The organism is Bradyrhizobium sp. USDA 3315, from assembly GCF_054056795.1.
Genome location: NZ_JBSRYP010000001.1, coordinates 5,174,144 through 5,190,972 on the forward strand (window position 1 = coordinate 5,174,144; position 16,829 = coordinate 5,190,972).

17 protein-coding genes and 4 pseudogenes are annotated in these 16,829 nt (G+C 61.5%); 13 read left to right on the plus strand and 8 right to left on the minus strand.

Features of this window, described 5'->3' with window-relative positions:
• Positions 1-55: 55 nt before the first annotated feature.
• On the plus strand, positions 56-922 hold the full coding sequence (locus ACVIYL_RS23950; protein ID WP_456780009.1) for a DUF5677 domain-containing protein: 867 nt from the start codon (positions 56-58) through the stop codon (positions 920-922).
• A 230-nt stretch (positions 923-1,152) separates the two neighbouring features.
• On the opposite strand, the gene ACVIYL_RS23955 is transcribed toward ACVIYL_RS23950, so the two are convergent.
• The 4 genes and pseudogenes from ACVIYL_RS23955 to ACVIYL_RS23970 all read right to left on the minus strand — a co-directional run bounded on the left by ACVIYL_RS23955 (position 1,153) and on the right by ACVIYL_RS23970 (position 3,973).
• The gene (locus ACVIYL_RS23955) at positions 1,153-2,019 is read right to left on the minus strand and encodes a DUF6615 family protein (protein ID WP_456780010.1); all 867 of its coding nucleotides are present in this window, start codon (positions 2,017-2,019) and stop codon (positions 1,153-1,155) included.
• A 331-nt stretch (positions 2,020-2,350) separates the two neighbouring features.
• Positions 2,351-3,076, minus strand: coding sequence for an SOS response-associated peptidase (locus ACVIYL_RS23960; protein WP_456780011.1), 726 nt, complete (start codon positions 3,074-3,076; stop codon positions 2,351-2,353).
• A gap of 3 nt (positions 3,077-3,079) precedes the next feature.
• Positions 3,080-3,529: pseudogene (locus ACVIYL_RS23965) on the minus strand (hypothetical protein).
• A gap of 48 nt (positions 3,530-3,577) precedes the next feature.
• Positions 3,578-3,973: a hypothetical protein gene (locus ACVIYL_RS23970; protein ID WP_456780012.1), complete on the minus strand. Its 396-nt coding sequence runs from the start codon at positions 3,971-3,973 to the stop codon at positions 3,578-3,580.
• Between the two features lie 145 nt (positions 3,974-4,118).
• On the opposite strand from ACVIYL_RS23970, the gene ku reads away from it, so the two are divergent.
• The 3 genes from ku to ACVIYL_RS23985 all read left to right on the plus strand — a co-directional run bounded on the left by ku (position 4,119) and on the right by ACVIYL_RS23985 (position 6,297).
• The gene (ku, locus tag ACVIYL_RS23975; RefSeq protein ID WP_456780013.1) at positions 4,119-5,051 is read left to right on the plus strand and encodes a non-homologous end joining protein Ku; all 933 of its coding nucleotides are present in this window, start codon (positions 4,119-4,121) and stop codon (positions 5,049-5,051) included.
• A gap of 281 nt (positions 5,052-5,332) precedes the next feature.
• The gene (locus ACVIYL_RS23980; protein ID WP_456780014.1) at positions 5,333-5,836 is read left to right on the plus strand and encodes an NUDIX domain-containing protein; all 504 of its coding nucleotides are present in this window, start codon (positions 5,333-5,335) and stop codon (positions 5,834-5,836) included.
• Positions 5,833-6,297, plus strand: coding sequence for a metallophosphoesterase family protein (locus ACVIYL_RS23985; protein WP_141340651.1), 465 nt, complete (start codon positions 5,833-5,835; stop codon positions 6,295-6,297). Before ACVIYL_RS23980 ends, ACVIYL_RS23985 begins: the two co-directional genes overlap by 4 nt.
• 76 nt (positions 6,298-6,373) lie before the next feature.
• Here ACVIYL_RS23985 and ligD read toward each other — a convergent pair whose 3' ends face one another.
• Positions 6,374-7,321, minus strand: a complete 948-nt coding sequence (ligD, locus tag ACVIYL_RS23990) for a non-homologous end-joining DNA ligase (protein ID WP_456780015.1) — start codon at positions 7,319-7,321, stop codon at positions 6,374-6,376.
• Positions 7,322-7,474: 153 nt separating this feature from the next.
• Here ligD and ACVIYL_RS23995 point away from each other — a divergent pair.
• The 5 genes and pseudogenes from ACVIYL_RS23995 to ACVIYL_RS24015 form a co-directional block, all read left to right on the plus strand.
• Positions 7,475-7,720 (plus strand): annotated as a pseudogene (locus tag ACVIYL_RS23995) (cell envelope biogenesis protein TolA); the annotation flags it as partial.
• Between the two features lie 193 nt (positions 7,721-7,913).
• On the plus strand, positions 7,914-8,132 hold the full coding sequence (locus tag ACVIYL_RS24000; protein WP_143271099.1) for a hypothetical protein: 219 nt from the start codon (positions 7,914-7,916) through the stop codon (positions 8,130-8,132).
• Positions 8,133-8,202: 70 nt separating this feature from the next.
• A complete protein-coding gene (locus ACVIYL_RS24005; protein WP_076830891.1) occupies positions 8,203-8,391 on the plus strand; it encodes a hypothetical protein in 189 nt (62 codons plus the stop codon).
• A gap of 532 nt (positions 8,392-8,923) precedes the next feature.
• Positions 8,924-9,817, plus strand: a complete 894-nt coding sequence (locus tag ACVIYL_RS24010; protein ID WP_456780016.1) for an ArdC family protein — start codon at positions 8,924-8,926, stop codon at positions 9,815-9,817.
• Between the two features lie 738 nt (positions 9,818-10,555).
• Positions 10,556-10,867, plus strand: a complete 312-nt coding sequence (locus ACVIYL_RS24015; RefSeq protein ID WP_456780017.1) for a DUF736 domain-containing protein — start codon at positions 10,556-10,558, stop codon at positions 10,865-10,867.
• A 184-nt stretch (positions 10,868-11,051) separates the two neighbouring features.
• Here the strand turns inward: ACVIYL_RS24015 and ACVIYL_RS24020 are convergent, their stop codons facing one another.
• The gene (locus ACVIYL_RS24020) at positions 11,052-11,300 is read right to left on the minus strand and encodes a helix-turn-helix domain-containing protein (protein ID WP_456780018.1); all 249 of its coding nucleotides are present in this window, start codon (positions 11,298-11,300) and stop codon (positions 11,052-11,054) included.
• 206 nt (positions 11,301-11,506) lie between these two features.
• Between ACVIYL_RS24020 and ACVIYL_RS24025 the strand changes: the two genes are divergently transcribed.
• Both ACVIYL_RS24025 and ACVIYL_RS24030 read left to right on the plus strand, forming a co-directional pair.
• Positions 11,507-11,779: a DUF2285 domain-containing protein gene (locus ACVIYL_RS24025; protein ID WP_456780019.1), complete on the plus strand. Its 273-nt coding sequence runs from the start codon at positions 11,507-11,509 to the stop codon at positions 11,777-11,779.
• A gap of 369 nt (positions 11,780-12,148) precedes the next feature.
• Complete coding sequence (locus tag ACVIYL_RS24030; RefSeq protein WP_456780020.1) at positions 12,149-12,718, plus strand: DUF2285 domain-containing protein; 570 nt, start codon at positions 12,149-12,151, stop codon at positions 12,716-12,718.
• 130 nt (positions 12,719-12,848) lie between these two features.
• Here the strand turns inward: ACVIYL_RS24030 and ACVIYL_RS24035 are convergent, their stop codons facing one another.
• Both ACVIYL_RS24035 and ACVIYL_RS24040 read right to left on the minus strand, forming a co-directional pair.
• The gene (locus tag ACVIYL_RS24035; RefSeq protein WP_456780021.1) at positions 12,849-13,160 is read right to left on the minus strand and encodes a hypothetical protein; all 312 of its coding nucleotides are present in this window, start codon (positions 13,158-13,160) and stop codon (positions 12,849-12,851) included.
• Positions 13,157-13,339, minus strand: coding sequence for a hypothetical protein (locus ACVIYL_RS24040; protein WP_456780022.1), 183 nt, complete (start codon positions 13,337-13,339; stop codon positions 13,157-13,159). The genes ACVIYL_RS24035 and ACVIYL_RS24040 overlap by 4 nt, the downstream gene beginning before the upstream one ends.
• A 965-nt stretch (positions 13,340-14,304) precedes the next feature.
• Between ACVIYL_RS24040 and ACVIYL_RS24045 the strand changes: the two are divergent.
• Both ACVIYL_RS24045 and ACVIYL_RS24050 read left to right on the plus strand, forming a co-directional pair.
• Positions 14,305-14,533: pseudogene (locus ACVIYL_RS24045) on the plus strand (type VI secretion protein); the annotation flags it as partial.
• Positions 14,534-14,967: 434 nt separating this feature from the next.
• Positions 14,968-16,757 (plus strand): annotated as a pseudogene (locus ACVIYL_RS24050) (chloride channel protein).
• Positions 16,758-16,829: the final 72 nt, after the last annotated feature.

Genomic DNA, 16,829 nt, shown 5'->3' on the forward strand with positions numbered 1-16,829 from the left:
GCTGGTTCAACGTCAGCGCAACGCACGACGTGACCTCGTCGGCAGAGAGTCGGTGATGAATAGCGAGGACTTGTACGCGGTCCAGCGCGAATGGGCCGAGCGGACGCTGATGGCTACGCGACGCCTGTTACCGAGGATGGCACCGGTATCGACCTATACTGGCTGGCAGCCCCACGAGCGAGAAACGATTTCTTTCCTGCTGACCGCGGCAGCCCGTGCTACAGAAAGCGCGTTCTTGCTTTGCGCCTACGGCCAGCTCTGGGATGCGGAGGTCCTGGCTAGGTCAGTGGTCGAGGCCTCGCTAAAGTTCGCGTATCTTTTGCAATCGCGGCAGGAGTTCGCGGCGCGACACACTGAGTACGCCGATAATCTCTTCGATATCGCGTTGCTCAAGAAGCATCGAAAAGTGGAAACCGTTCTTGCCGCCGTTCCCGATCCAGATGCGCAGCAGTGGCTTCCCATTCGAGACCTGCTGTTACCGGATAGCGAGCTTGCCGAGCTCTCCGGCCGCTACGACAAGGCGGCCCGTCGCAGCTTGGAAACGCGCTGGGGATTTACCGGGCTCATTGGAGAACTCTCCCGCTCGGGCGATCCCTATTTCGGTGATCTCGGTGCTCTTGCCCACGGCTATTCGATGGCTAGCCACGTCCATCATGCCGACATGGTGGGCGTCGCGATCGTGCTTGAGCGCGACCGGCGGTCCGATGAGCGCCGCGAGGCGGTTCACCTTGCTCACGAGGCACGCCTGTTGTCGGACCTCCTGGAGCTCTTGTTCTTGCGGCTCGCGGTCGGCTATCGATTCGTGGCCGCCGATAAGTCCCAACTTGCAGAAGTAAGAGCCGCGATGGACGAAGCACGGGCACCTTTCCGCAAGGCAGCAGAAGACTGGTTCCGAATCGAGTATCCCGGCCAAGGGACCTAGCGATCAGCGCAGCGAACTCGCGTGCCGCGGCTGCTAGCGCACGGCCGCGTGATCTCGGCGCACCGTGCGCCAGGCTTATTGCGTGCGATATCGCTGCCTTGCGGGCAGATACCTTGGTCGGTTGCTGGCACGTTTGCCTTGGTTTTTCATCGACGCGAATTTCCAGAGAAGACAGACGTTTTCTCGGCGCCAAAGCTCGTGGTGGGCCCGCTATCTGGCGACTGGCGGACCTACCCTGGGGCAGAGTCGCGTCGCTCCTTCAAAATTACGAGTGACCCGATCGGTCCAACCTCGGCCCGTAAACGGTCAATGACCGCGTGTCGTTCATCTTGGGGGGCGGCCAGGAGCTGCCTCACGTAGGAAGGAGGATCGTGCCTCAGCAGGGGAAGCGGGCTGGCCCGATAGTCACCTGAATTACCGAGGCGTTGCAGTTCCCGAACGATGCTCTCGGCGCGGTTGGGCAGCGTATCGTCCGGCGGCAGGACGCGCCCGCGGCAACAAATCATGCACCGCAAGGGCATGGTAACTGGGTCAAGCGAGGTGATACCAACGCCACCAGGCCGAACCAATGGCCTAATAGCGAAAGCGTCTGCAACAGTGCAGCCCAGCTGCTGTATCTCTTCGTCGGTGGACCCGCATTTCCATGTGAGCGGTGGAAACGACAGGTGGGTATGGTTGTAGAAAAAGTAAAGCGCGGGAATGCCCTTGCGACCGGCTTGCTCGATCAAGATATCGATCTGCGGCCGTCCCCTGACCTTGTGCTTGATCTTGGAATAGAGATTGGACTTCGCATGTAGGATCTTCGCCTGCACTAAGAGCCCGAGCCAAGCACGACCATCCGTTAGCCACCATTCCCAGTCGGCGCCGGTCTGCCCTTCCTCCCACTTGTTGAATTGGAAAGTTGCGACCTCGGCAGGATGGGAAGTTTGAACATCCAGCAACAGGTCGTCCGTGACTGTTTCCTCTCCACGGTTAATTCCCAGGGCGCGGGCCTGTTGGAGTGTTGTCCAGATCTTCTCAGCCATGCGCATGAACGTTGCGCAGAGCGGGTCGGATTGGAGCGCACCTTTGACGCTCAGCGGTGATGTTATCGACATTGCTTCTACCAATCATTTGATACGGCGGCTGCTGCGCCAAGGCGGAGCCCCTGCCAAGCATCACTAGGCTATTGAAAATCCTTGGCGAGGTGGGGACACGCGTGCCGTAGTAGGAGCCCATCTCCCAATTCGTATCGGTTCGGCCCCAGCTATCCTCGGTTATGCGGACCCGCGACACAACCCCCGCTGGCCTTTCCTTTCATGCGCCGGCGCGATGGCTACGGGTTCGAGGATGTTAGAAATGAGCGATTCGTGGATCGCGAGTGATCCTCTAACCTGCGTAGAAGGCGACCGACATGAATGGTCTTGTCGCTGACGGCGGCCTGCCCGGTCAATCCACCGACCCGGACAGGTCTTCCTTTACGCCGCGGGCGACGACCCGGAGCGATCCATCCCGCAGCGGCCGCTGTAGTTCCAGGGCCTCGTCTGGAGGGGCGGTCATCCAGGTATCGACTTCGTCCGGTGTCGTCAGGATCACCGGCATCGCCTTCGGATGGATGGCGCCGACCTCTGCGTTCGGCTCCGTCGTGAGAAACGCGTAGAGGTCGTTGGTGGTCTCGCCTTCCTTGACCTTCCGGACTGACGTCCAGTTGGTCCAGATGCCGGCGAAGCAGGCTAGGGGACGGGTCTCATCGAGCGCGAACCAGATATCACCGCCCTCGGCCTTGTTGAACTCGCTGAATGAGTTGAACGGCACCACGCAGCGGTTTTCGACGCCGAGCCAACGAGTCCAGTGCTTGCTCGTCACGTTGCGGATGTTGGTCGTGCCGCTGTCAGGCTCCATCCGTAGCAGTTCCTTGAAATCCACCGTCTTGCCCTTGGCCTGCAGTTTTTCGGCTCGTTTCTTCGTGGCGTCCATGAGGGCCTGCTGAGATGACGGCATTCCCCAGCGCGCGGTAGCGAGCTCGCGGCCCTCGGCTCCGTTCCGCACGATCGGCGCCTTGTAGTCGGGAAACACGCCGGGCATCGGCGCCAGATTGCCAACGTATCGGTTCACGACGCGGAACAGCGCGCTAATGGCAGCTTGGTTGGTCGTGATCGAATAAAGATTGCACATCGCTCAGGATTCGGTTCGAGGGTGGCGCGGCTGCCACGTCAACTGTAACAGAGTCGCGGATGGACGCCGGCCCGCCTTGGCGCATTTACGGCAGCGCAGCCGGCTGGCGAGATCGTGCACGAAGGTGGTCGGCGGGTGCTTGATCTCCGCGAGATCCACGTCGCTCGGCGTCTTGCAGCGCGCGCACTTGATCTCCAGCTAGGGGAAGCCTCCGTTCACGGCCTGATCGATGGTCGGCGAGGGATCGATCGGTTCGCCATCACTCCACATTCTCTCGTTCCAGCTTTCGCAAAGCAGCCTATCGGCTTGCTGGATCATCGCCTCGCCTTTGGCCCGCATCTCCGCCGATTGGGTAGCCAGGATGTTAGCCATTGCGCGCGCCTTGCCGAGCTCCTTTGCCAGAGCCTTGCGATCGCCGCCCGACAGGGGCGTAGGGTGATACTTCGGGGCCATCCGGAGATCCAGGCGCAAAGAGATCGGATCGGCAAATCCACAGAGCGACTATGGCGTCTCGAACGCTGGCCAGCACCCGTCTTCTTCATGCCGGCCGGTGCGCTGCTGGCAGGTGTTGTCAAGCAACCGCTGCGCCACGTCCTTCCAGACGGCGTTGGCGCCATACAGTCGGACCGCATCGGCGGTCTGGATTTCGACGGTCCGCTCGCAGCGGCGGCAGGAGACGCGCAGCACGTGGCCCTTAATTTCCGAGAGGCGTCGCTGTCGAGCCTGGGCCACGGCCGGGCCGGCGCGAGGGTCTTTGAGGACCGATTCCCAATATTCGGCCGGGAGCGGAGCATCTGGACCCGCAGCGGACGGCGCTCGTCTACGGTCGGCTTCAGCGGTCAGTTTTTCCATTTGCTTCGGGTTCGGCATGCGCCAGCTCGCGGGTCGGTCGGTCATGTCCGAATTAGAACATAGCAAGAACAAATGTCGAGTCCGACCTAGCAGCAGCTGAGAAAAATCCTCCTTTGGGACGGGTCGCGATGTCGGAACCAAGCCGGGTCGTTCGTCTTGAATCCGGTATCAGTATCGGAGTTCCGCCGGCATGGCCCCCCGCGCTAACTGGAAAGGCTTCCTGCGTCTTTCCCTCGTCACCTGTCCGGTCGCGCTTTATCCGGCCACCTCGGACTCCGAAAAGGTCTCATTCAACCAGCTGAATCGAAAGACCGGCCATCGGATCAAGTACGCCAAGGTCGACGCCGACACCGGCGAGGAGGTCGACAACGAGGACATCGTCAAGGGCTACAAGGTCGACACCGATACCTACATAGAGGTGACGAAGGAGGAGCTTGAGAACGTTGCCCTGGAATCAACGCGAACTATCGAGATCGATGAGTTTGTCGATCGGAGCGAGATCGACCCGCGATATCTCATTCGGCCCTACTACCTGCGTCCTGACGGTAAAGTCGGGCACGATGCCTTCGCCGTCATTCGGGAAACCATCCGCGAGATGAACAAGGTCGCGATCGGCCGTGTGGTGCTGACCAATCGCGAGCACATCATCGCGCTCGAACCGCTCGACAAGGGTCTGATGGGTACGCTGTTGCGCTACCCTTACGAAGTCCGCTCCGCCGAAGAGTATTTCGACGACATCCAGGACGTCAAAGTCACCAAGGACATGCTTGATCTCGCCAAGCACATCGTCAATCAGAAGGCGGGCCATTTCGAACCGGACAAGTTCGAAGACCAGTACGAAACCGCCCTCATCGATCTCATCAATCAGAAGCGCGCCGGCAAGCCCATCACCGCGAAAGCGCGTCCTCGCGGTGAGAACGTCGTGGACCTGATGGACGCGCTGCGCAAGAGCATCGGAAGAGAGGGCGCGGCCGCGACAGAGGCGCCGAAGAAGACAGCCAAGAAGCCGCGCAAGGCAGCGGCCGGGCAGAAGGAAATGCTGATGCCGATCGCAGGCAAGAAGCCGGCGAAAGAGGCCGTGGCGAAGAAGCCGGCGGCCAAGCCGCAGCGGAAGTCGGCTTAGGTGTCGTGAAGCATCCGGTGACGCCGGACGGCCACTCCTTCGTCGTCCGCGGCAGGCTCTTGCAAATGGCGTCTCAACGAGGTCACGCGAGATCATCTCGTCGGCCGTCCAAGGGCGGCCCGGCGGGTCGGTGCGCGACGCCAGGAAGGCGGCCGACCGCGAGGCCGAAGTAACGGTGCATAGGACCGCGGACGAGGCTAAGCAGGCGCTCGGCGAGCGCGGTCCGGTATGGCGGGACGACGGCTCGCCGGCTCTCGATTGCTCTGCAAAGTAGGAGCGATATGGTTGCGGTGAAAAAGACTTCCAGGAGATCGACCTCGAGCGCGGGCATTCTCGCATACCGCAAGGGCGTTCGTGGGCTCGAGGTACTGCTCGTTCATCCCGGCGGTCCGTTCTGGCGTAAGAAGGATGATGGCGCCTGGTCCATTCCCAAGGGCGAAATCGATGCCAATGATGCTCCGGAGAACGTCGCTCGATGCGAATTTTCCGAAGAACTCGGCCCGAGCGCTTCGATTGGTCCACTCCAGGCGCTGGGGGAAGTCCGACAGCGAGGAGGCAAGCGCGTCATCGCATTCGCCGGCGAGGGCAACTTTGATCCGGCAGCGCTGACCAGCAATACCTTCGATATCGAATGGCCGCCTCGAAGCGGTCGACGGCAGAGCTTTCCCGAAGTCGACCGGGCGGAATGGTTTGATATCGAGCTCGCGCGGACCAAGATGCTGTCCGCCCAGGTAGAGTTTCTCGATCGTCTTTTGGCAATCGCAGTTGAGAGCGCCGGGAAATGATGTTCAGGATCGGAATCATTTCGGACACGCACGGCCTGTTGAGGCCCGAGGCGGAACGAGGCCTGACGGGCGTCGATCACATCATCCATGCCGGCGACATCGGGCGCCCCGAGATCGTCGACGCGCTTCGCCGGATTGCGCCTGTCACGGCCATTCGTGGAAACGTGGACAGTGGCGAGTTGGCTCGCGACTACCCCGACACGAACCTTGTGCGCCTGGCGGGAAAGTCGATCTACGTTCTGCACGACCTGAAGACGCTGAAGGCCGATCCCGGTGGCGGCATCGACGTCATCGTCTCCGGGCATTCCCACGTGCCGAAGATCGACACGGTCGGTGGCATTCTCTACCTGAATCCCGGCAGCGCGGGACCTCGGCGTTTCAAGCTGCCGATCACGTTTGCGACGCTCGAACTCACGCCAGACGGCATGCGACCGGAAATCCACGACCTTGAAGGCGACTGAGTGCCACCGCGGAGGGCCGGAGGAGGCGAGTGCGTCAATCCTTCCGTTTGCCGGGCTACGCCCCCGGGGGGAAGCGCTATTTGCGCGGACGTTCTCGCTCGCGCACGACCTCCTTCGCCCGCTTGTCGGACCTGAGCCCGAGATAGACGGGCTGGCGCAGTTCGCCCTTGCTCGTCCACTCCGCGAATTTGACCTCGGCAACCAACGAGGGTTTGACCCAGGTCGTGGCAGCCTCGTCCTTCACTTTGGCAGGGAAGGGTGATTTAGGGGTCGTCAGCTTCACGAGCTTGGCATGGAGGTCTTCCAGGACCTTGTGGCTGAAGCCAGTGCCGACATGACCGATATAGCGCCATGTGTCGTCTTCCCGCACGGCGAGGACCAGGGCGCCGAAGAACGGTCTGGTGCGCTTAGGCGCTGTGAATCCCGCGATCACCACTTCCTGCCGCTTTGCTGTCTTGATCTTCAGCCAATCCGCCGTCCGGCTTCCGGACCCATACGCGCTGTCGGCGCGCTTCGCCATAACGCCTTCCAGACGCTTCCGCTCGGCCTCGGCGAAGAATTTCGTGCCGTTCGCTTTGCGGTGACGGCTGAAGGCGATCAGCCGGTGGCTCGGCAGGATCGCTTTCAGCCGCTCCTTGCGCTCGAGAAGAGGCTGTTTGCGCAAGTCAATTGCGTTCTGAAACATGAGATCGAAGGCACAATACAGGAGCTTCGCTTCATGACGCAGCGCGTTCTGCAGCAGCTGGAAATGCGAAACGCCGTCCCTTCCGATCGCCACGAGCTCGCCATCGATCACGGCGTCGCCCTTCACGCCCTCCAGCGCTTTGGCGACCTCGATATAGCTGCGGCTGATGATCTTGCCGTTGCGGCTGTAGAGCGCAACCTTGCCCCGGCGGATTTCCGCGATCATCCGGAAGCCATCGTACTTATCCTCGAAAACCCAGCCGGGGTCGTCGAACGGCGCGTCGGTGAGCGTAGCGAGCATCGGCTGTAGGCGTTTGGGCAGGGTCGACGTCCGGCTCATTCAATGGCCAATCCTTCAGAGCGTGTTGTGTAAGGCACGGACGTCCTTCAAGAATGAGGGAACGCTGAAAGCCATGGCATGTTCCGTCAGACGCCGCGGCATATCGCAGGGTGCGCGACGTTAACTATCGAACGGGAAGGTCTGATCAGACCGATGGCCAGAAAACTGAGAACCTACCAGACTTCGCTGGGCTTCTTCGATCTGGCGATAGCCGCTCCTTCCATGAAAGCGGCTCTGGAAGCGTGGGGCGCAGACAGCAATCTCTTTCATCAGGGCGCGGCGAAGGAAAGCGAGGATCCGGACGTCATCGCCGCAACCATGGAAAAGCCTGGCGTCGTGCTCAGGCGCCCGGTCGGATCCGACGGATCTTTCAAGGAACGTGCCGAGCTGCCCACGGATCGTCTTCTTGCCAGCGACCGTCAAACTAGTCAGCCAGTTGTCAAGTTCGCCGCCCCGAGTGACAAACACGCCATAGCTTTCGAGCGTGTCGAATAGCTAATCGGCCGCACGTCGACTCTTCCATCAAGGAGTCTTACCTGCCATCCTGTCCGAAGGTCGGGGCCATACTGCGGTCGACTTCGTCGAAGCTGGAGTGGCGTTCTTCGACCGCGAGAAATACCCCGACTGCGAAATCTCGGACGAAGAATTTGCATCCCTGCTGCACACATCGCGAAAGTCTGAGGACGTTGTCGAGAGCAAACCGTCTGCGGACATCCGTTTTGTTGGCTGCTTAATGAGCAATGGGCGCTACCTGTCGGCGAGAGGGGCGCCAGACAGGAAAAGTTGGACGCTCAACGATGATCCATCTTGAATGCCGATGACCAGACATTGTTTCGCTAAGAAGCTGTGTTACAAGCCGCTCCTAAATCTAAGGAGCTGTCATGGCGAAGAAAGCAACAAAGAAACGTGCCAAGCGTCGCGAATGGACCAAGGCCGATGTCAAGGAATTGAAGGCGCACTCGAAGGCACGCACTCCGGTCGTTAAAATAGCCAAGATCACCAAGCGCACTGTCGGCGCGCTGCGCCAGAAGGCGCTACATCTCGGGATCGGGCTCGGACATCAGCGGTAACGAATAGAAGAGGGAGCGCGTCGTTGACGCGCTCCGCCAGCTTACGGCCTTACGCTGCAGTAAGCGGCGGCACGAAGCTTCGAGGCGGTACGGGGCCAATGCGGCTCGCGGTTGTGGCTGTCGTGCATTCTTGAGCTTTGCCTATCTGCGGGAGCCTTGCGCTTGCGAGCAGACTCTTGTCGATTACTTCCATAGTTTTTCGAGAAAGCTAGGCTCGCACGGCGCGACCGCCATGCTTTTGAAGCGGGTGGTCTGGTACGACATCACCTAGCGCGTTCTCATTTTCAGACGTTGCCCACGAGGCCTCACCACTCTCGTCGGTATGTTCTGGGGCCTGCGGCCCCCAGGCCGTGAAGGCCAAGTCCCCATGAAGAATGGGGGCGGAAAACGGCGGGCCGTGTAGTCGCCTCGCTTCGCTCGGCTCCGGCCCGCACCAGCCCCGCTCGTTTTCCGGCCTGTGACGGCCACCCCCCGCTCATTGGCGCTGGCCTAGTTCCGGTTGCATGCGCGACCGGCAAACTAGGAGAAGCTCATGAAAGCCGACGTTTACCAGAAGATCACGGATCAGATCGTTCAGAAGCTAGAGCAAGGCGTAAGGCCTTGGCACCAGCCGTGGAAAGCGGAACATGGCACGGGGCGCATCTCGCGACCTCTGCGCGGCAACGGCATTCCTTACAATGGCATCAACATTCTCATGCTGTGGTCGGCGGCCGTCGCGAACGGTTACACCGCACCCATCTGGATGACTTACAAGCAGGCCAGCACGCTTGACGGCAAAGTCCGCAAAGGGGAGACCGGGACGCTTGTCGTTTATGCTGACAGGATCATTCGAAAAGAGACCAAGTCCGAAACAGGCGACGAGGCCGGACGCGCGATCCCCTTCATGAAGGGCTACACGGTCTTCAATGTCGAGCAGATCGGCGGGCTTCCGTCGCACTACTACGGCCAGCCAGAGCAGCCGACCGCCCCCATTCAGCGCACCACCCACGCCGACGCGTTCTTTGCGGCAACCGGAGCCAATATCGTCCATGGCGGCAGCCGCGCCTGCTATGTTCCCTCGACCGACAACATTCATATGCCCTGCATCGACTTCTTCCGCGATGCGATCAGCTACTACGCAACGCTTGCGCATGAATGCACGCACTGGACAGGCCATGAAAGCCGGTTGAATCGTGACTTCGGCCGCAAACGTTTTGGGGATGAAGGCTATGCGGTGGAAGAACTGGTCGCCGAACTGGGTGCGGCCTTCCTGTCTGCCGATCTGGGCCTCACGCCGGAGGTGAGGGAGGACCACGCCGCCTATATAGCCTCCTGGATCAAGGTCCTGAAGAACGACAAGCGCGCCATCTTCACCGCCTCATCGCATGCGCAGCACGCGGCGGATTATCTTCACGCGTTGCAGACAGAAAATTCCGCCGCGGCCTGAGCCGCGGCGTCTCGATGCAGACATGACCGGACTACGTAGCGGAGCCGCGCGAGCGTCCCCCGGCAAGTGCCAAAATTTCGGCCGCGCGCCTGACCGGCGCGCGGCCGATCTAGTTTGCGTACAGCGGCGGCGACCGCTGCTTGGAGGCCCCGTCATGATCGAGACCTCGATCACCTTGATCTACGCCGTCTGCGGCCGCCAAGGGATCGTTATGTCGTGCTCGTCATTCAGCATCGAGCGAGAAGGCCGAACGCGCTGCTCGTGTAATGCCTGGAGCATTGAGATTGCGGTCTGTCGCATCGCTCCAGGCGTAGCTTCGCCTCGGCACGCGGGACTGCGACGAGGGACGCTGGTGTTTGCCGGCATACGTCTCCTAGCTGTTGATACACCAAATGTCAGCATGTGCCCGATCGATTTGGCTCAAGTCCTTGTACTGCGCTGGTGTCGGCCGCCACGGTGGTCTCCGTCGGTTCGTTCATGGCGCGTCCAACGCAACCTCGAATGGGCTGATCAGGCCCGAGGGGCGGCCAAGGCCTCGATCGCCTTCCCGCAACGGCTGCGCCTGCTTTTTTCCCCTGCCGCGAAGGGGCGGCATTCCTCGCGAGAGACAAAAAAGCGGGCTTGTCGCCGTCCTTCGCTGCGCTGCGGGCCTGAAGGCTGCGGGCCGATCGCTCCCCGGGCCAAGGATCGCTATCGAGGCTGCGATGGGCGCGGCCCGAGCAACAAACGGAGACTACCATGGCTACCATCGGCACCTTCACCGCTTCGGACAACGGCTACGTCGGCTCGATCAAGACGCTGACGCTGAACATCAAGGCACGTTTCGCCGCATCCGAGAAGGACAACGACAAGGCGCCCGACTACCGCATCTTCGCCGGTGTGACCGAGTTCGGCGCCGCCTGGAAGAAGACCGCCCGCGACAGCGATCGCGAATACCTCTCGGTCAAGCTCGACGATCCGAGCTTCCCGGCCCCGATCTACGCCTCGCTGGTGAAGGTCGACGGCAACGAGGGCTTTACCCTGATCTGGTCGCGCCGCAGCGGCGACTGATCGCTGGCGATCAGCCCCGCCTCCCCGGAGGCGGGGCTTTTTGCGCTTCTTGCGCGCTCTGAAGGAAGCGAAAAGAGCATTTTTCTTCCATCAGTTCGTGACAGTAACTGCGCAATGATGCTCGTCCTTAGATCGAGCAGCCAAGCGGCGAAGACCGTCGGCTCCTTCTGATACCAAGAGTAAATTAGGGCTTGGGACTTCGAAGTCGGACCCCTTCGCCTTTTAAGTCAGCGGAAATAAATTCAATCCCGGCTTTCCTAAGCGCAGCCTCGATTGCATTGGTGGTGCTCGCACGAGGGTCCGAACTTCCCCTCTCAATCCGTGCGATCGCGTTAATGGCAACGATCGCTTTGTCTGCCAAGTCCTGCTGGGTCCAACCTAGAAGGGCTCTGGCCGCCCTAATCTGTCTTGCGGTGATCATGCAGATCACCATTGCCAGCTCTAGCAAATTCGCCAGTAATAGGGTATTTATAGATGCAATAAGGTGTATTTTCGACCTAAACGCAGAGGTAACTAGGCTGCCCGAGTTCCCGAGTCAGAAAGTGCACTTTCGACGACGTCGAGAGCACGTGGCATGCCAAAGATGCTTATTTGAACACCGCACATCCCATGTCTCTTCCTCGTAAGGCGTAGCCTCCGATGTCCAAACCGCCGCTCAACCCCGATGTAGCGGACGCTGCACCCAGCGATCAAACCGCTACATCCTATGACCGTCAGCATGCCATCACGTATTTGCGTCTGCTGCAGGCCGAAAGTGAAGGCGCCGACTGGAGAGAAGTCGTTCGAATCGTGTTGCATATCGACCCCGAGGTTGACCCTGACCGCGCGCGCAACGCATACCAGAGTCACCTTGCGCGCGCTAAGTGGATGACCGAAGGGGGCCGTCTCTTGCGCGGTGCGGAGGCAAGTTAGAAGAGTTTGTCGACCAACGCGCTGGCTTGGAAATCGTCTTCTCCAGCCAAAAACGTGGTCATCGAGAAGCATCACGTGTTGCCAAACTAAGGGCATCCTACAACTGGCTCGTTCACAATTGTTGCACCGCAATTCTTGTTGGCTGCGTGCATGCGGGTGGAAGCAATACCTGGGTTCGACTGACGGCTGCTGGAATTCTGCTAGAGCCTTCAGGACGCAGAGATCTCCGACATCGCTCGGGAATGTCTTCGTCGTAGCGCGGACACCGGCGCGACTATGAAGCGATGGTCGGCGGCAGCCCAGGTGGCGAAGTGACATCCGTATTCAGGAGGAGACGCGGTATCTGCTTTCGCCCATGACCCGGAGAGATTGTTCAAGCAACGGACGATCTTTTGGGCACCCGAGGTTCTGCCGACCGTCGTTCCGATCGCAACGACCGCGTCGCCCATTAGCAGTGACGCAGCGTCTCAGCCGTCGATCGATCTCGCGGCTGGCCGGGTTCGCCGCGCCGCCGACGGCTGGCATGCGGTGCTGCGCATTGGCGCGGTCGACCACCGTGTCTGGTCAAGAGAAGCGCTAGCCGTTGCTACCCACTACGTGGCCACGTTGTCGTTCGACGGCGACTTCGCCGCGCGGGCGTACGCTGCGCGACGGCTGTGGCGAGCCATGAGCGAGCGTGCGCCGGGTCCTGCCTTTCACGAGTTATCCAAACAGCGACGCGAACGGTTGAGCGCGGCTCTTCGCGCGCTCGATGCGCGTGGGGACGGCGGCACGTATCGCAGCATCGCTGAAGCGTTGTTCGGCAGCAAGCGTATCTCGGACCGTGCCTGGAAAACACACGATCTGCGCAATCGGACTGTCCGTCTGGTGCAAACCGGCCTCGCACTGGGGCGCGGCGGTTATCGCCAAATTCTGCGACGCGGGCGCACAGGCAAATAGCACGGCCCGCCTGGAGTATCGAAAATCGTCCTTCTCAAACTTCGGCTCCTACTCCGAGATCGCGCTCCCTCTAGGATCACAACACGCACGCCGACGCTGCCATCCTCAGTGCGCAGTCACCCTGGAGCTCTCAAATGCCCGTTCCGATGGTCGGTCTATCTGGCTGGTACAGTGCATCTACCTGAGCTTTCGCGACCGATGTGGCGTGCCGGGCACGTTTGCAGCGTCCATGCGGGGACCAACGCGTTACGAGAGACATCTTGCGAGCGGTTCGTTGCCGGCGGAAACGCGAGCCCATGTCACCAATTTCGCGAGCTTGTTGGGAGTTGAAGCTCGCGTTCAATCGCTCCCGAGGTGAATTCCGTTGGATCGCCAGTCCATTGGGCATGTCGGTGCGGCCGAGCGTCAGGTATACTTTCACGCCAGCCGGAACGACGATCATGATGCTGCCTCCTTTGCGGCGAGCTGCCGCATCACCGCAGCCGAAGTGTTGTCGGCCGGCGCAAAGACGCGCGGTCCATCGGCCAGCTCGATCGCAGTCATGCCGTCGGACAGCTGCACCAGATCGCGCAAGACAGCAACCGCTGGCAGATCATCGGCCGCGCCGTCGACGAGCGTCACCGTCGCAAGCCGCGGTACCTTGCCAGGCCGAGCTCGACCCGCTGAACACAATGCTGGGGGCGACGCCATGGCGGTGGCAAACGTGCACCACGCTGACGCCGGGCTTCTCCGTCTACTGCACGGCAGAACCGACGCCCATTCGACTGCCCGTCCACCGCTTCCGGCGTCAAGCGGCATCTGCGTCGCGCGCAGTTAGCAGCGCTGCTTATTTGAGCCCGGGCACCCGGACGAAGCAACATTCGCCAGTCCATCTCGTCGCTGGAGTCTTCGAGACGATCGCGCCAGATCCGCAACGAATGGGCGGAAGACCGAGCGCCGCGGCAAACTTGGCATGCCCGATGCCGCTCCAGTTCATCGCCTCGACCTGCATGCTCCAGAACGCTCGGAGCGCGATCGGATCACAGTTCGTGCGCACGCTGTAGCGATAGCGCGTGCCTCTTGCGTCGCTTCGGCTGCCACTTCTTGCGCTGACGCTCTGCGGTCGCTTGGTGCAAATCCCGCAGCTTTTCCGCACGTTTTCGCAGATCTTCCGGACTCACCAGATGGTGCACCCGACGCTCAAATATCGCCATCGAAAGCTTGCGCCGGCCGCAATATTCCTTCGCATCCTGGTTGCTCCGGTACAGCTCTCAACGTGCGACGACCAGTAGGGGTTGTTTGCCTTTGCCCACGAACGACGAGGCGCCATCAGAGATCCTCCACTGCAGCAGAGAACCCGAAATGGAACGAGAACACACTATGGAAGAGTCGTGCAGGGAACCGCACGCTTAAAGACGACCGAGTGATGGCGAGATAAAAGGGCGCACATTGCGCCTCGGTCGGTTCGTTGTGTTGTTTGGAGTTTTCCGCCTGCCGCACAAGGTGCTCGCCTGGGCAGCAATGTGCACGCTGCACGCAAGTCACTGACACTCCACGATCTAATAAACATTGCCGAGGTTGGCGATGGCTGAGGATGTGAGTTTCGTATCCGGCCCGGCGGCATCTGCTCATCCACGCCACAGCGAGCGCGGCCCTTTATTGCGCAGGCGATTGCGGCGGCGCAGAGGGCCGGCGAGCAGGTGCCCCGTTCGGACCGCATTATTACTGGCAACCGGTCACGCTTCGGGCGCGGCCGGATCGCCAGCGTGCAGGCCAACCACCCTGTTGACGGGGCGCTCGTGCCTCGTCGTGATCAAGACCCGCGTCGTCCGTCACCGCGCGCCGCACTTCCGTTTCATCGTGTCGCCCAGGACGCGGCAGCCATGGCGGGCCTCTAGTTCTTCGCCCGCGAGCTGACGGGCCAGGTGGCGAAGGATCTCCTTGGCGGCTCGGGCTGGCTAGCAACCTGTTGATCGATCACCGGACCCAGAGGCGATGAGGGCGCCTGCCTTACCGTCTGTCAGGACGATCGCCCGGCCGATCAACTCCTTCCCCGGCAGCAGCAGTTCGCGGAGGATGCTGTTGGCTCGGCCGTATGGCATCAGGGGGCGGTCTCGAGTACCAGCTTATAGGTCCATCAGCAATTGCACGCAGAAGGGGCAATTCTGATTCTCATTGACCCGTCCAGATTCGCTGAGCAGCCTGAAGCCCGATGGGCATCGCACATCCGGTCCGCTGAGCTTTCTCTGGTAGGACCTTACAAGAGCCGAATGGTGTTGGCGATCCGCCACATTGTCCTGCGAAGAGCAACCAACAAATTGTTGGTTCGGGTGCGCGCGCTTTTGCGTCGCAACGAATTCTACCTGATCCCGCTGGCGCTCCTGGTAGGCTTCATGGCGGGTGCCATTGTCACGCTGATGAGCGAGGTCGCCCAGATCGCCCACGTCCTGATCTACGGGATCCCGGTCGACGTCCGCCTCAGCGCCCATGACCATATCAACCCGTGGGCGGCGCTGAGCGCCCCCGCGGTCGGAGGGCTCGCGCTCGGGATCATGGAGTGGTCGCGGCGGCGCCTGAAGATATCGAGCGCGGTCGACCCGATCGAGGCCAACGCGCTGCGCGGCGGACATCTCTCGCTCCGCGACAGCGTGGTGGTCTCGAGCCAGACCCTGATCTCCAACGGCTGCGGCGCGTCGGTCGGGCTCGAGGCGGGCTATACCCAGATCGGCTCGGGCGTCGCCTCCCTGCTCGGCCAGTTCCTCAATTTGCGGCGCGCCGACCTCCGCCTGATCGTCGGCTGCGGCGCGGCCGCCGCGATCGCGGCGGCGTTCGGCGCCCCGATCACCGGCGCGTTCTATGCCTATGAGCTGATCGTCGGCGTTTACTCGGTGGCGAGTGCAGCCCCCATTCTCGCCGCGTCGCTGTCGGGCGCGCTCGCCGCGCAATGGTTCGGCGGCTCACCCTATTTGCTGGAAGTTCCGCGCGTCGGCACGGTCAGCGTCGAGCAATACCTCGCCCTGATCGTGCTGGCGTTGATCGCCGGTGGTGTCGGAATTCTGGTGATGCGAAGCTTCGTTCTGTTCGAGCGCATGTTCACACAATCCTGGCTTCCGCTCTGGATCAGGCCGGCGATCGGCGGAATTTGCGTCGGCGCGCTGGCGCTCGTCACGCCGCAGGTGCTCGCCGCCGGCCACGGCGCGATGGTGCTCGATATGCACCACGAGATGGCGGCGGGCCTCATTGCGACGATCATCGTGCTGAAGCTTGCCGCGTGCATGATCTCGCTCGCCTCCGGCTTCCGCGGCGGTCTCTTCTTCGCCTCGCTGTTCGTCGGCAGCCTGATTGGAAAATTGTTCGCCGCGCTGGTGATCCTCGCGAGCCCGAAGCTCGGAATTGATCCCCTGGTCGGCATGCTCACGGGCATGGCGACGCTCGGCGTCGCCATCGTCGGCGGTCCGCTGACGATGTCGTTCCTGGTGCTGGAGTTGACACGCAGCGTCGACGTCACCGCCGTCGTGCTGGCTGGCTGCATCGTCACCAGCATCTGCGTCCGCTTCATGTTCGGCCATTCGTTCTCGACCTGGCGCCTGCACCTGCGCGGGGAGACCATCCGAAGTGCCAACGACGTCGGCTGGCTGCGCAACCTGTCGGTGGAGCGGATGATGCGCAGCGACGTCGCCAAGGCGCCATCGACCTCGACCATCGCGGCCTGCCGCCGCGAGTTCCCTTGAGCTCGCTGCAGGCGATCGTGGTCGTCAACGGCGCCGACGAATATTGCGGACTGGTGCCGCTTCCAGAACTTTGTTCCGTCGAGCTCGGTACCATCGCGGACGACATCCAGGTGGTGGAGCTCGCGCGCTATTTCGACGACGTGCTGCTGCCCGAGATGAACGTGAAGACCGCGATGGCCGTGTTCGACAAGGCTGAGGCTGATCTTCTGGCCGTGGTCGAATCCGCCGACAGCCGCAAGGTGATCGGCTATTTGCCCGAGTCGCTCACGCGCCGTCGCTATCTCGAAGAGATCGACCGGGCAACCGGAGGCGTGCTCGGGGCAGTGTGAACAGCCGGGAAGGGACCACCGGACCGGCAGCAGGCCGAGTAGGAAAGCCTCGTAACTGGTCCCGGACTTGCC